The sequence below is a fragment of the Acidovorax sp. GW101-11A03 genome (genome assembly GCF_059424825.1).
In genome coordinates this window covers 21,512-36,008 of sequence record NZ_JBWKZU010000050.1, presented here as the reverse complement: position 1 = coordinate 36,008, position 14,497 = coordinate 21,512, and the positions used below count along the sequence as shown (strand labels likewise).

General features: G+C 64.0%; 11 protein-coding genes and 2 tRNA genes. 9 read left to right on the top strand and 4 right to left on the bottom strand.

Translation table 11 applies throughout. The annotated features are described in order from the left end of the window. The 9 genes from AC07Z7_RS18780 to AC07Z7_RS18740 all read left to right on the top strand — a co-directional run. Positions 1-625, top strand: a 625-nt coding sequence (locus AC07Z7_RS18780; RefSeq protein ID WP_494767237.1) for a tRNA ligase subunit PheS family protein, incomplete at its 5' end; no start/stop codon positions are given. A 70-nt stretch (positions 626-695) separates the two neighbouring features. Next, positions 696-3,143, top strand: coding sequence for a phenylalanine--tRNA ligase subunit beta (gene pheT / locus AC07Z7_RS18775; RefSeq protein WP_494767236.1), 2,448 nt, complete (start codon positions 696-698; stop codon positions 3,141-3,143). Further along, entirely contained in the window at positions 3,143-3,493 is a 351-nt protein-coding gene (locus tag AC07Z7_RS18770) for an integration host factor subunit alpha (RefSeq protein ID WP_094290884.1), read from the top strand. Before pheT ends, AC07Z7_RS18770 begins: the two co-directional genes overlap by 1 nt. Positions 3,494-3,590: 97 nt before the next feature. Beyond that, complete coding sequence (locus tag AC07Z7_RS18765; protein ID WP_494767235.1) at positions 3,591-4,025, top strand: MerR family transcriptional regulator; 435 nt, start codon at positions 3,591-3,593, stop codon at positions 4,023-4,025. A 30-nt stretch (positions 4,026-4,055) separates the two neighbouring features. Continuing rightward, a tRNA-Pro gene (locus AC07Z7_RS18760) sits at positions 4,056-4,132 on the top strand. 167 nt (positions 4,133-4,299) lie between these two features. Then, on the top strand, positions 4,300-4,605 hold the full coding sequence (locus AC07Z7_RS18755; RefSeq protein ID WP_094291215.1) for a single-stranded DNA-binding protein: 306 nt from the start codon (positions 4,300-4,302) through the stop codon (positions 4,603-4,605). A 920-nt stretch (positions 4,606-5,525) separates the two neighbouring features. After that, positions 5,526-8,069 carry a nitrite reductase large subunit NirB gene (gene nirB / locus AC07Z7_RS18750; protein ID WP_494767234.1) on the top strand — a complete coding sequence of 848 codons (2,544 nt, stop codon included), beginning with the start codon at positions 5,526-5,528 and terminating at the stop codon, positions 8,067-8,069. 19 nt (positions 8,070-8,088) lie between these two features. Next, the gene (gene nirD, locus AC07Z7_RS18745; protein WP_494767233.1) at positions 8,089-8,445 is read left to right on the top strand and encodes a nitrite reductase small subunit NirD; all 357 of its coding nucleotides are present in this window, start codon (positions 8,089-8,091) and stop codon (positions 8,443-8,445) included. A gap of 58 nt (positions 8,446-8,503) precedes the next feature. Next, positions 8,504-9,820 (top strand): nitrate- and nitrite sensing domain-containing protein, encoded by a 1,317-nt coding sequence (locus AC07Z7_RS18740; RefSeq protein ID WP_494767232.1) that lies wholly within the window; start codon positions 8,504-8,506, stop codon positions 9,818-9,820. A 146-nt stretch (positions 9,821-9,966) separates the two neighbouring features. Here the strand turns inward: AC07Z7_RS18740 and AC07Z7_RS18735 are convergent. The 4 genes from AC07Z7_RS18735 to AC07Z7_RS18720 all read right to left on the bottom strand — a co-directional run bounded on the left by AC07Z7_RS18735 (position 9,967) and on the right by AC07Z7_RS18720 (position 14,490). Next, a tRNA-Thr gene (locus AC07Z7_RS18735) sits at positions 9,967-10,042 on the bottom strand. Between the two features lie 12 nt (positions 10,043-10,054). Beyond that, a complete protein-coding gene (locus AC07Z7_RS18730) occupies positions 10,055-11,062 on the bottom strand; it encodes a class 1 fructose-bisphosphatase (protein WP_063460605.1) in 1,008 nt (335 codons plus the stop codon). A gap of 22 nt (positions 11,063-11,084) precedes the next feature. Beyond that, the gene (gene pepN, locus AC07Z7_RS18725; RefSeq protein ID WP_494767231.1) at positions 11,085-13,832 is read right to left on the bottom strand and encodes an aminopeptidase N; all 2,748 of its coding nucleotides are present in this window, start codon (positions 13,830-13,832) and stop codon (positions 11,085-11,087) included. Continuing rightward, positions 13,813-14,490 (bottom strand): HAD family hydrolase, encoded by a 678-nt coding sequence (locus AC07Z7_RS18720; protein WP_094291217.1) that lies wholly within the window; start codon positions 14,488-14,490, stop codon positions 13,813-13,815. Before AC07Z7_RS18720 ends, pepN begins: the two co-directional genes overlap by 20 nt. Positions 14,491-14,497: the final 7 nt, after the last annotated feature.

Sequence of the window (14,497 nt, the reverse complement as noted above, 5' to 3'; positions counted from 1 at the left end):
GAACACGCCGGAAGACCATCCCGCGCGTTCTATGCACGACACCTTCTACGTCGAGGGCGGCACGCCCGAGGCGCCCAATCTGCTGCGCACGCACACCAGCCCCATGCAGATCCGCCACGCCGTGCAGCATGTGAAAAAACACCGCACTCTGCTCGACGCCGGCCAGCCCATGCCCGAGATCCGCGTCATTGCGCCGGGCCGCACCTACCGCGTGGACAGCGACGCCACGCACTCGCCCATGTTCCACCAGTGCGAAGGTCTGTGGATTGGCGAGAACGTGAGCTTCAAGGACTTGAAGGTCATCTTCACGGCGTTCTGCCGCACCTTCTTCGAGAGCGACGACCTGGTGCTGCGCTTCCGTCCGAGCTTCTTCCCCTTCACCGAGCCCAGCGCCGAGATCGACATCCAGTTCCAGACCGGCCCGCTGGCCGGCCGCTGGCTGGAGGTGGCTGGCTCGGGCCAGGTGCACCCCAACGTGGTGCGCAACATGGGCCTGGACCCCGAAAAGTACATCGGCTTTGCCTTCGGCATGGGCATGGACCGCATGACCATGCTGCGCTATGGCGTGAACGACCTGCGCTTGTTCTTTGACGGCGACATCCGCTTCCTGTCGCAGTTTCAGTAAAGCCCGCCGATTTAGCGACGCGCGCACGCCCGGCGGCAGCGCGCCGATCCTTTAGAACAAGAGTCCGACTATGCAATTTCCTGAATCCTGGTTGCGCGAGTTCTGCAACCCACCCCTCACGACGGCCGAGCTGGCCGAGAGGCTGACCATGGCCGGCCTGGAGGTGGAAGAGCTGCGCCCCGTGGCGCCGCCCTTCACCAAGATCGTGGTAGGCGAGATTAAAGAAGCTGTCCAGCACCCTGATGCCGACCGCCTGCGCGTGTGCCAGGTGGACGTCGGGCAGGGCGCCTTGCTCAACATCGTGTGCGGCGCGCCCAATGCGCGCGTGGGTATCAAGGTGCCTTGCGCACTGGTGGGTGCCGAGTTGCCGCCCGGCGAAGACGGCAAGCCCTTCCTCATCAAGGTGGGCAAGCTGCGCGGCGTGGAAAGCCAGGGCATGCTGTGCTCGGCCCGCGAACTCAAGCTGTCTGAGGACCATGGCGGTCTGCTGGAGCTTGATGCCTCTGCAACCGTGGGCCAGGACATCCGCACCCACCTGAACCTGGACGACACGCTGTTCACGCTCAAGCTCACGCCCAACCTGGCGCACTGCCTCAGTGTGTACGGCATTGCGCGCGAAGTGTCGGCCCTTACCGGCGTGCCGCTGCAGCAGCCTTCGTTCCCCGCAGTGGCGGCAAAACTGTCCGACAAGCTCGCCGTCAAGGTGAGCGCGCCCGACCTGTGTGGCCGCTTTTCGGGCCGCATCGTGCGCAATGTGAACACGCGCGCCGCCACACCCCAGTGGATGCTGGACCGCCTGGCGCGCTGCGGCCAGCGTGGCGTGTCGCCGCTGGTGGACATCTCCAACTATGTGATGTTCGAACTGGGCCGGCCGTCGCACATTTTTGATCTCGACAAGATCCACGGCGGCCTGGACGTGCGCTGGGGCAAGCCGGGTGAGCAGCTCAAGCTGCTCAACGGCAACACCATCACCGTGGACGACAAGGTCGGCGTGATCGCTGACGAGCAGCAGGTCGAGTCGCTCGCAGGCATCATGGGCGGCGACGCCACCGCCGTGTCCGACGACACCAAGCACATCTATATCGAGGCGGCCTTCTGGTGGCCCAAAGCCGTGGCAGGGCGCTCGCGCCGTTTCAACTTCTCGACCGATGCTGGGCACCGCTTTGAGCGCGGTGTGGACCCGAGCCTGACGGTGGAGCACATCGAGCGCATCACCCAGTTGGTGATCGACATCTGCGGCACGCCAGAAACAGTGTGCGGACCCATGGACGACCAGTCGGTAAATCTGCCGGTGCCGCAGCCCGTCACGTTGCGCGTGGCGCGTGCAGCCAAGGTTATTGGCATGCCGCTCACGCAGGCCCAGTGTGCTGACGCGCTGGCTCGCCTGGGATTGCCCGTGGTGCAGGGCGAAGGCACCCTCACCGTGACGCCGCCCGCCTACCGCTTTGACATCAACATCGAGGAAGACCTGATCGAAGAGGTTGCGCGCATGGTGGGCTACAACAACCTGCCTACCACGCCTCCGTTGGCGCCCATTACCCCCAAGCTGGCACGCGAAGCCACGCGCAGTCCGTTTGCCGTGCGCCGTTCCCTGGCTGGTTTGGGCTACCAGGAAACCATCAATTTCAGCTTTGTGGAAGAACGTTGGGAGCATGAGCTGGCCGCCAATGCACAGCCCATCAAGCTGCTGAATCCGATAGCCAGCCAGATGAGCGTGATGCGCTCGACGCTGCTGGGCTCTTTGTTGCAAGTTCTGAAATTCAATCTGGACCGCAAGGCCCAGCGCGTGCGTGTGTTCGAGCTGGGGCGCGTGTTCTTGCGCGATGCGGCGGTGCGCAACACGGACACGACGGTGGAAGGCTTCCATCAGCCCATGCGCGTGGCTGGGGTGGCCTACGGCCCCAATGACATGCTGCAGTGGGGGCGCAAGGAGCAGGGCATCGACTTCTTTGACGTGAAGGGCGATGTGGAGGCGCTGCTGGCCCCGCTGCAGGCGAGCTTTGAGCCCGGCACCCATCCCGCCATGCACCCGGGCCGTTGCGCCCGCGTGCTGGTGGAAGGCCGTTCTATCGGTTTTGTGGGTGAGTTGCATCCACAGTGGCGCCAGTCCTGGGATCTGCCGCAGGCTCCTGTGATGTTCGAACTCGAACTGGACGCTGTCTTGCAGCGTGTGGTGCCGCAGTTCAAGTCCGTGGCCAAGCACCAGGCGGTGGAGCGCGATCTGGCCGTGGTGGTGGCCGAGCGTGTGACGCATGCTGACGTCATGGCGGCGGTGCAGCAGGGTGTGCCTGGAGCCATGCTGCGCTCGGCAGTGCTGTTTGACGTTTATCGCCCCAAGGCATTGCGTGCGGGCGAAGAGGCCCCTGCGGGTGGGTTGGCGCAAGGCGAAAAGAGCCTGGCCGTGCGCTTGACGCTGGGCAGCGACGAAGCCACGCTGACCGAGGCCGAGATCGACGCTGCCGTGCAGTCCGTGGTGGCGCAGTTGGCCCAGCGCACGGGTGCAAGGCTGCGGGTTTGATGATGTTGAATGGGAGTGATGCCGTGATCGAATTTGCCGTCGAAAGCCTTGAAACCCCGGCGCTGACCAAGGCGCAGCTGGCGGATCTGTTGTTCGATCAGATCGGTCTGAACAAGCGCGAGTCCAAAGACATGATCGATGCGTTCTTCGACCTGATTGCGCAGAGCCTGGTCGAGGGCAAGGATGTCAAGCTTTCGGGCTTTGGCAACTTTCAGATCCGCACCAAAGCACCCCGCCCGGGGCGCAATCCGCGCACCGGGGAGGCCATTCCCATCAAGGCGCGCCGGGTCGTGACCTTCCATGCCAGCAGCAAGCTCAAGGAGCAGATTCAGACCGTGGCTGCAGTGTGAGCTTGTGCCGATTTTGTTCTCAAGATGAGATTGGTCGCTGGCAGTATTGGCGTGTCTGCAGTACGCTTGTTGGCTTTCCGGTTTGAATCCGCATCCCATGGGCACCACCCTTCCTTCCATTCCTGCCAAGCGATACTTCACGATTGGTGAGGTTGCGGAGTTGTGCGGCGTCAAGCCCCATGTGCTGCGGTACTGGGAGCAAGAGTTCACGCAGCTGCGTCCCATGAAGCGGCGCGGCAACAGGCGCTACTACCAGCACCATGAAGTGCTCATGATCCGCCGCATCCGGGATCTGCTGTATGACCAGGGCTTCACCATTAGTGGAGCCCGCAATCGTCTTCAGGAACTGGCCCACCCGGCGCGTGAAGAGGCTGCGGCGGGCGGTGCGATGGAGCCACTGGATAGTGAGTTGCCCAGCATGTTGATGGACAGCGCCACCGATCTGTCGATCCCGTCGGGAGGCTTCGCATTGGACTCCAATGCGGTGCGCAAAGAGTTATTTGAGATTCGTGCGCTACTTTCTCTGAGCTAGGGTTTTTTGTGTATATAATCTAAGTCTTGTCGGCGTGTAGCGCAGCCTGGTAGCGCACTTGCATGGGGTGCAAGGGGTCGCGAGTTCGAATCCCGCCACGCCGACCATTGTTAGCAAAAGCCCAGAACTGAAAAGTTCTGGGCTTTTTTGCTTTTGCACCTCGATGCCGACTTTGCGCTGGCTGTTGGATCGCAGTTCCTTTCGGCGGTGCCGTGCCCCAAGCAAAGGTGTCACGGCGGAACAAGGCAATGCCCGCAACGGGCCAAGGATCTTCATGATTGATGGACTGGTGGCCGGAAGGCTGTACGGCGAGACCGAGGAACGCACAGACAAGGCGGGCAAGACTTTCACTTTGGCCAAGGTGCGTGCCAGCACCGCCGATGGGGAGCTGCTGTTTGTCAATGTGATTGCGTTTGATGCAGCGGTTTGTGCCGCAATGCAGGTCATGCAAGACGGTGACTCCGTGGCGCTATCGGGCAGTCTTTCTCCGCGTGTATGGACCGACAAGCAAGGCAACGCCCGGCCCGCGCTGGACATGGTGGCGCACCGCGTGATCGTGCTGCCTGGGATTGGCGGCTGAGTGCCCTGTGAGTAAGAGCGTCATTGCCTGCCGAAGCTGCGGCGTAGTGCCGCACATGTACGGCGCTTGCGTTGCCCTGACTTGTGGATGGCTTACCCGGAGTCAGGTGGCGCGGCCTTCTGAGTTGATCGTGCTGCGGGAGGGCTTGCGCAGCCACCATCACTGCGCTGGCACCTGAGTCACTATTTTTGAGGGGCAGATTTCCCCGGTGCAAAGCCCAAGGCTTTGAGTTCATCCTCGCTCAGGTGCAGCTCTGTCAGCTCGGGCTGCCGTGCTTCGACAGTGCGCCGCCGTTCAAAGTTGGTCGGGGGGCCTGCTTCCGTTTCTCTGCGGTCCTTGCCACTGCGCCGGTCTGAGGCGACTCTGCGTTCTACGCTCATGGTCGTGATCTGCTGTTGAAGATGGGGATGGGATGCCTGGCACCAGCGTGGCCCTGTGGGGGCGGGTGAGGTGCTTTGCTTGCAGTCTGCCCGAGTTGATGCTGTTTGCAAATCAGAAAACAACCGTCTGCAAGGAACTGCGTCGGAGATTGAGTCTTCTCAGATTCCCCATGTTGGGGAAGTGCATCGCACCGCATTGATGCGTCTTCGCTCCGAGGCGTGAGAAAACAGCTTCGGTCACGCCGGTTTTCGTTCTGGATGGGTTTCCGCACTTTTCCGCCCTGGGAGCTAAACGTCGGCATGGATATTGCTGCAACGTGCCTGATCCCTCGGTAATGCTGCCACGGGGTCCCATGAAATCCTCCGCTAACGATGGCGGAACCCAAGCGAGTGGTGGGCACGTTGGCCCATCGTTTGGTTGTTCCAACCCACGCCCGTGTTGTCTGCGGAGGGTGAGGTGCCATGCTGCCCTGCTTGGGCAGGTTAGGCGCACATCCTGTCTCCCCCAGCGGCGCACCGGGCCATTGCAGGATGAAAAGCATGAAGATTGTTCTTATTGGCCACGGCATGGTGGGCCACAAGTTTCTGGAAAGCCTGGCGGAAACGGGCCTATCCCATGTGGAAGTGACGGTGCTATGCGAAGAGCCCCGTGCGGCGTACGACCGGGTGCATCTGTCCGAATTTTTCAGTGGCAAGACGGCTGAAGACCTTTCGCTGGTCGAGCCAGGTTTCTTTGACCGTACAGGCTTTTCTTTGCGCCTCGGGACGCGTGCCGCGTCCATCGACCGGCGCGCCTGCACCGTGACCACCGTCAGTGGCGAGGTCTTGCCTTACGACAAGCTGGTGCTGGCCACGGGGTCCAACCCCTTTGTGCCGCAGGTGCCTGGGCGTGATCGTGAGCATTGCTTCGTCTACCGCACCATCGAGGACCTGGAGGCCATGCAGGCCTCGGGCGCCAAGTCCAAGACCGGCGTGGTGGTGGGCGGTGGCTTGCTGGGCCTGGAGTGTGCCAAGGCGTTGCGCGACATGGGCCTGGAAACCCATGTGGTCGAGTTTGCGCCCCGCCTGATGGCCGTGCAGGTCGATGAGGGTGGCGGGCGTGTGCTCAAGGCCAAGATCGAGGAGCTGGGTGTACAGGTGCACACCGGCCGCAACACCCAGGAGATCGCCGATGGCGCACGCGCACGCCATCGCATGAAGTTTGCGGACGACTCCTACCTGGAGACCGACATGATCGTGTTCTCTGCGGGCATCCGCCCGCGCGATGAGCTGGCCCGCCAGTGTGTACTGGCCATCGGCCCGCGCGGTGGTGTCGCCATCGACAGCGCCTGCCGCACCAGTGACCACAATGTGTATGCCATTGGCGAATGCGCGTCCTGGAACGAACAGACTTTTGGCCTGGTGGCGCCAGGCTACGACATGGCGCGGGTGGCGGCCCGCCATATTGCGGGTGAAGTGGATGCCGCCTTTGTGGGCGCCGACATGAGCACCAAGCTCAAGCTCATGGGCGTGGACGTTGCCAGCATCGGCGATGCCCATGGCAAGACCCCGCACAGCCGCACCTGCCAGTACGTGGACGAGCGCCGCCAGGTTTACAAAAAGATCGTCATCAGCGAAGACGGCAAACAGCTGCTGGGCGCCGTACTGATCGGTGACGTCACCGAATACGGCACGCTGCTGCAGATGGCCCTGAACGGTATCACGTTGCCCGAGGACCCCGAGTTCCTGATCTTCCCGTCCAGTGACGGCAAGGCCAAGCCCGGCCTGGGGGTGGAGGCGCTACCCGACACCGCGCAGATCTGCTCGTGCAACAGCGTCACCAAGGGCGGCATCTGCGCTGCCGTGGGGGAGGGCGCTTGCACCATCGCCGAAATGAAGGCCTGCACCAAGGCCGGTGCCACCTGCGGCGGCTGCGTGCCCCTGGTCACCCAGGTCATGAAGGCCGAGATGGCGCGCCGCGGCATGGCCGTGAACAACCACGTCTGCGAGCACTTCGCGTACTCGCGCCAGGAGATTTACCACCTGGTGCGCGTGGGCCAGCTCAAGAGCTTCGAGGATCTGCTGGCCAAGCATGGCACCGGCATGGGCTGCGACATCTGCAAGCCCGTGGCGGCCAGCGTGTTCGCCTCGTGCTGGAACGAGTTCGTGCTCAAGAAGGAGCTGGCGGGCCTGCAGGACAGCAACGACTACTACCTGGGCAACATCCAGAAGGACGGCACCTACTCGGTGGTGCCGCGCATGCCCGGCGGCGAGGTCACGCCCGATGGCCTGATCGCCGTGGGCCAGGTGGCCAAGAAGTACGGCCTCTACACCAAGGTCACCGGCGGCGCGCGCGTGGACATGTTTGGCGCACGGGTGGAGCAGCTGCCGCTGATCTGGGAAGAGCTGATCGCTGCGGGTTTCGAGTCTGGCCACGCGTACGGCAAGTCCCTGCGCACCGTGAAGAGCTGCGTGGGCTCCACCTGGTGCCGCTACGGCGTGCAGGACAGCGTCGGCCTGGCCGTGGAGCTGGAGAACCGCTACAAGGGCCTGCGCGCGCCACACAAGATCAAGTTCGGCGTTTCGGGCTGCACGCGCGAATGCGCCGAGGCCCAGGGCAAGGACATCGGCGTCATTGCCACTGAGAAGGGCTGGAACCTCTACATCTGCGGCAACGGCGGCATGAAGCCGCGCCACGCTGAGCTGTTCGCGTCCGACCTGTCCAAGGAAGACCTGGTGCGCATGATTGATAGGGTGCTGATGTTCTACGTGCGCACGGCCGACCGGCTGCAGCGCACCAGCACCTGGCGCGAGAACCTCGAAGGCGGCCTCGACTACCTCAAGGATGTGCTGCAAAAGGATAGCCTGGGCCTGTGCGCCGAACTCGAAGCGCAGATGCAGCACGTGGTGGCCACCTACCAGTGCGAGTGGAAGACCGCCGTGACCGACCCCGAGACGCGCAAGCGCTTCCGCTCCTTCGTGAACAGTGACCAGGCCGATGAGAACGTGCTCTTCGTCGAGGAGCGCGGCCAGATTCGCCCGGCGCGTGGCGAAGAGCGCGGCCAGGCATCTGTCAAGGTCATTCCCATTCGCCAAGCTGCTTGATTGAGAAAGGACAAAAACCATGAGCGCACTCCCCATGACCAGCACTGATGCCCTTGCCTGGACCGACATTTGTGCGGTCGATGACATCCTGCCCAGTACCGGCGTCTGCGCCCTGGTGGCCAACCGCCATGTGGCAGTGTTCCGCGTCGGCGCCGACCAGTTTTTTGCCATCGACAATGTGGACCCCAAGTCCGGTGCCAGTGTGCTGGCCCGGGGCCTGGTGGGCAGCATTGGTGACCGTGTGGTGGTGGCCTCGCCGCTGTACAAAAACCACTTCGACCTGCGGACCGGCGAATGCCTGGAGGCACCAGCGCAATCGGTGAGCGCCCACAGCGTGCGCGCAGTGGGTGGCCGTGTCAGCGTGGCTGTGGCCTGACACAATCGTAGCCACGTCGCGGCGCGCTTGCTGCGCTACAACAACCCAGGAATCTTGCATGCCAGACCCGGCCGCGCCTTTGTCGGTATCGAACCTTGTGCTTCGCTCCAAACAGCTGGAGATCGATGCCGTGCGCCACCTCGCCAGCCGCGCCGAGCTGGTGGACGTGATCGGGCAGTTGATCCAAGGCCTGCAGCGGGAGCGGGGTGTCTCGGGCGCGTACCTGGCGTCCAAGGCGCAGCGGTTTGCCGATGTGCGGCTGCGTGTCATCGAAGAGGTTGCGCCGTTGGAAACGCGGCTGCGCGAAGTGTTTGCGCAGCACATCGAGCCAGGGCAGGGCGCCACCGCCAAGGCGCTGTCGCTGATGGCGTGGGCCCTGCTGGGTCTGGAGTCGCTGCCCGCACTGCGCACCCAGATCGAGCGCCAGGCCATGTCGGCGCATGACTCCGTGGCGGCTTACAGCCACCTCATCGCGGGGCTGATCGAACTGGTCTTCCATGTGGCTGACGCGGCGGGCCTGCCCAGTGTGTCGCGCATGCTGGTGGCCTTGCTGCACCTGGTGCAAGCCGAGGAAGAGGCCGGCCAGGAGCGGGCCCTGGGAGCCCTGCTGTATGCGTCTGGCAGCAGCAACGAGGCGCACCAGCAGCGGGTGATTCACCTCATCGATGCCCAGGAGCGCAGCCTGCGCGTGTTTTCAGAGTTTGCCGAACCCGCGCTGCGCACCCGTTGGGAGCAGCAGCAACTGGTGCCCGCCGCAGCCCAGTTGGAGCGCCTGCGCCGCGCACTGTGCGTGGCCCGGCCGGGGGCTGCGCTCGACAGCGACCTCAGCGACATCTGGTTTGACCTGTGCTCCGAGCGCATCAACGCGCTGTGGCATCTGCAGGTGGATCTCGTCAAACGCCTGCGCGAGGACTGCGAGGCGCGCATCCTGGAGGCCCAGCAGGACCTGCAGGATTCCAAGGGCTTGCTCCGCGGCCTGCGCGACAACCCGCCACAGCGTACCCATGCAGTAGACCGATTTTTCGACATGGCCCAGGCGCCATCGGCCCTGCCAGGCCCCGCCGGTGCTTCTGTCCACGGAGGTGAATCGGCCTCGCTGGTGGATCTGCTGCAGAGCCAGTCGGCGCGCATGGCCAGCATGGAGGCGGAGCTGGAGGTCGCCCGCCGCACGCTCAACGAGCGCAAGGTGATCGAGCGGGCCAAGGGCGTGCTGATGGCGCGGCTGGGCATGAACGAGGAAGTGGCTTTCCGGGCACTGCAGAAAACCTCCATGGACCAGAACCGCCGCCTGCTGGAGGTGGCGGAAGCCACGCTGTCTCTGCCGGATTTTGCGTTTGCGCAGCGAGGCGCTCACAACCCCAAGCCCAGGTCCTGAGAACGTTTTATTGGGGAGCTGCGTCGGCGGCCAGGCCTGCGGGCCGCTGTGCTTGATGGCGCCGATACCCTGGGTTCGCCGAGAATGAAGGCCCTTGCCAGGCCCATGAAAAAAGCCCTGACTCTTGCGAATCAGGGCTTTTCATTTGGTGCCGGAGAGATGAATCGAACACCCGACCTTCTCATTACGAATGAGCTGCTCTACCGACTGAGCTACACCGGCGTAAGCCTCAAATTATAGCGTGGAATGGTAGCTTGTCACGCGCTCGACCTCATTTTTTGAGCCGAGGATCACGCTCACGCGCTCGTGCAGCTGGGTGGGCTGGATGTCCAGAATGCGTTGCTTGCCATTGGTGGCGGCGCCACCGGCTTGCTCGACCAGCCAACCCATGGGGTTGGCTTCGTACATCAGGCGCAGCTTGCCGGGCTTGTTGGGCTCGCGCTTGTCCCAGGGGTACATGAAGACGCCGCCACGGGTCAGGATGCGGTGCACGTCGGCCACCATGCTGGCAATCCAGCGCATGTTGAAGTCCTTGCCGCGCGGGCCTTCCTTGCCCTGCAGGCATTCGTCGATGTAGCGCTTCACGGGCTCGTCCCAGTGGCGCATGTTGCTCATGTTGATGGCGAATTCCTTGGTGTCTTCAGGAATGCGGATGTTCTCTTCGGTCAGCACGAAGGAGCCCTGCTCGCGGTCGAGCGTGAACATCGCCACGCCGTCGCCCACGGTGAGCACCAGGGTGGTCTGCGGGCCGTAGATGCAGTAGCCCGCAGCCACTTGCTGCGTGCCGGGTTGCAGAAAGTCGCCTTCCTCCACACCTCGGTCGCCATCGGGCTTTTTCAGCACGCTGAAGATGGTGCCGATGCTCACGTTCACGTCGATATTGCTGGAGCCGTCCAGGGGATCGAACAGCAGCAGGTATTCGCCTTGCGGGTAGCGGTTGGGCACCAGGTAGATGCCGTCCATTTCTTCGGACGCCATGGCGGCCAGGTGGCCGCCCCATTCGTTGGCTTCGATCAGCACCTCATTGGCGATGATGTCGAGCTTTTTCTGGATCTCACCCTGCACGTTTTCGCTGCTGGCCGTGCCCAGCACGCCGCCCAGCGCGCCCTTGTTCACGGCGTGGCTGATGCTTTTGCAGGCGCGGGCCACCACTTCGAGCAGCAGGCGCAGTTGCGAGGGGATGAGGCCGTCCACCCGTTGCTGCTCAACGAGGTAGCGGGTCAGGCTGATGCTTTTTGCCATGGGGTCTCTGCTTTCAGATGGATTAGTCGGCCAGTGCGCGGGTGACGACCTCGCGCACGTCGTTGGACAGATCGGGCTTGGCGGCAACGCGGGCGATGGCCTCGCGGGCGGCGCTGCGCCAGGGGTCTGCCAGCTTCTTCCAGCGGTCGAGTGCGCGCGCAAGGCGGGCTGCGACCTGCGGGTTGATGGCGTCCAGCTCGATCACGCGGTCGCTCCAGAACACATAGCCCGCTGCATCGGCACGGTGGAATGCGCCGGGGTTGGCGCTGCAGTAGCTGAAGATCACGCTGCGTGCGCGGTTGGGGTTCTTTAGGCTGAAGTCCGGGTGCGACATGAGCTGGCGCACGGCGGGCAGCACATTGCCGCCCCGGTCTGGGGCGCCTGCCTGCAGTGCGAACCACTTGTCGATGACCAGGGGCTCGTCCTTGAACAGAGCGTGAAAACGTGCCAGGGCCGGGGCCGCCAGCGCGCTGCCACTGGCCACCAGGGCTGTGAGCGCGTTGAACCGGTCCGTCATGTTGCTGGCCACCTTGAAGCGCTGGTAGGCCTTGCCGGGCCAGACTTCATCACCCGTGCGCTGGGCGGCGATGCACAGCATGTGCAGCGCCAGGCCGCTGAGCGCGCGGCGGCCGGAGGAGACGGGGTCGGGGCGGTAGCCGCCGGTGTCCTGGTTCTGCTCCCAGGCCCATTCCCAGTCGGCTTGTAGCGAGACGGCCAGCTGCTCGCGCATGGCTTCGCGCACGGCGTGGATGCGCTGGGGGTCCACCACGTCCTGCTGCTCGGCGATGTAGGTTTCGGACGGCAGGGTGAGCACCAGTTCCTTGAATGCGGCATCCAGCGAGGGGTTGCGCAGCACGGCGCGCATGGCGTCCACAAACTCCGCGGGCAGGATTTGATGCTCAAATCGGCCGCTGCCGCCTGTCTGTAAAGCGTTATTTGCTATTGAATTTATAGCGATTCGGAGTGCCAGGCGCTGGCCCGCTTCCCAGCGGTTGAAGGCGTCGGTGTCGTGCGCCAGCAGCGTCAGCAGCTGTGCGTCGGTGTAGTCGATGTCCAGCACCACGGGCGCGCTGAAACCGCGCAGCAGCGAGGGCACGGGTTCGGCATCGAGGTTGGTGAAGGTCAGCGTCTGCGACGCCTCGGTGAGCACGACCACGCGGGATGTGTTGCCCGACGACTCTTCGCCCGACAGATGCAGGGGAAGGGCAGCGCCGGTGCGGGCGTCGATCAGGCCGAGTTCCACCGGGATGACGAAGGGCAGCTTCTCGCTCTGGCCGGGTGTGGCCGCGCAGCTTTGCGACAGCGTGAGTGCATAGCAACGCGTGGCGGCGTCGTAGCGGCCGGTGGCGCGCACGCGGGGTGTGCCAGCCTGGCTGTACCAGCGCTTGAACTGGGGCAGGTGCTGCGCGAGTGGGCTGGCGGGGTTGGCATCGGCGATGGCCTGCACGAAGTCGTCGCAGGTCACGGCCTGGCCGTCGTGGCGTTCGAAGTACAGCTTCATGCCCTTGGCAAAGCCTTCGCGGCCCACCAGGTTGTGCTGCATGCGCACGACCTCGGCACCCTTTTCGTAGATGGTGACGGTGTAGAAGTTGTTGATCTCGACGTAGCTGTCGGGCCGCACGGGGTGGGCCATGGGGCCCGCGTCTTCGGGGAACTGCGCGGTGCGCAGCACGCGCACGTCCTCGATGCGCTTGACGGCGCGGGCCGACGGGCTGCCCGCCAGGTCCATGCTGAACTCCTGGTCGCGGAAGACCGTGAGGCCTTCCTTCAGGCTCAGCTGGAACCAGTCGCGGCAAGTCACGCGGTTGCCCGTCCAGTTGTGGAAGTATTCGTGGCCGACCACGCTTTCGATGTTGGCGAAGTCGGTGTCGGTGGCCGTGGATTCGCTCGCCAGAACGTACTTCGTGTTGAAGATGTTCAGGCCCTTGTTCTCCATCGCGCCCATGTTGAAGTCGCTGGTGGCAACGATCATGAAGCGTTCCAGGTCCAGCGGCAGGCCAAAGCGGGCTTCATCCCAGGCCACGCTGTACATCAGCGAGTTCATGGCGTGTTCGGTCTTGCCCAGATCGCCGGGTCGTACGTAGACCTGCAGCAGGTGGTCGGTGCCCGAACGGCTCCTGATGTGCTGTTCGCGCGCCACCAGCTTGCCCGCCACCAGGGCGAACAGGTAGCAGGGCTTCTTGTGCGGGTCCACCCACTTGGCGAAGTGGCGGCCATCCTCCAGGTCGCCACTGTCCACCAGATTGCCGTTGGAGAGCAGCACCGGGTACTGGGCCTTGTCGGCGCGCAGCGTGACGGTGTAGCTGGCCATCACATCGGGGCGGTCCAGGAAGTAGGTGATGCGGCGAAAGCCCTCGGCCTCACATTGCGTGAAGAAGGTGCCCTGGCTCACATACAGGCCCATGAGCTGCGTGTTCTTGGCGGGGCAGCAGGTGGTGAAGATCTCCAGCGCGAAGGGTTCATTGCCTTCGGGCAGGTTCTCCAGCACCAGGCGGGCACCTTCCATCTTGAACGAGGTGCCCTGGCCGTTGACCAGCACACGCGCCAGGTTCAGCTCGTCGCCGTCCAGCTTCAGCGGCTCGGCCGCCACCTCGGGGTTGCGGCGCAGCACCATGCGGTTGAGCACGCGGGTCTTGTTCGGGTCCAGGTCGAAGGTGAGTTCAACGCTGTCGATCCAGTAGGCGGGGGCGGTGTAGTCCTCGCGGCGGATGGCGATGGTCTGGCCTGCTCCGTCTCCACTTCCGTCCGCGCTAAGCAGTTGCTGCAACATGGATGCTCTCCAGAAAGTCGGTATTCATGAGTTCGGTGTAGTCGCGCACGGCAGCCAGCACATGCGGCCCGGCGAGTTGCTCAGGCGTGTGGGTGCTGCAGATGGCCACGGCACGCATGCCGGCCCGGCGCGCGGCTTCGATGCCAAAGGGCGCATCTTCAAAGACGATGCAGTGCGCCGGGTCGGCCGCAATGCGGCGTGCGGCTTCCAGAAAAATGGCAGGCTGGGGCTTGCCTGGCAGGCCCTCGTCGCCGCGCACGATGGCCTGCGGCGCCGGTTCCAGGCCGAGGTGGCCCAGGGCGAATTCCACGTTGCCGATGTCGCCCGCCGTACCCACGGCCACCTTGAGGCCACGGGCACGCACCTGCGCCGCGAACTGGCGAAACCCCGCCACTTCGGAGAAGCGCGGGGCGAACAGTTCGCGGTAGATGGTTTCTTTTTCGTGCGTGAGCGCGTCGGCCTCGTCCTGCGACACGGCACGGCCCAGCAGTTCCACGATGCACTCGGTGCCGTTCTTGCCGGTGGTGCGGGCCATGAGGTCGGGCACGTCGATGTCCATGCCCCGGCGGCGTGCAAACTCGACCCACGCCTGGGCGTGCCAGGGCATGGAGTCGATCATGGTGCCGTCCATGTCGAAGATGATGGCGTCGGTGCGCATCCGCATC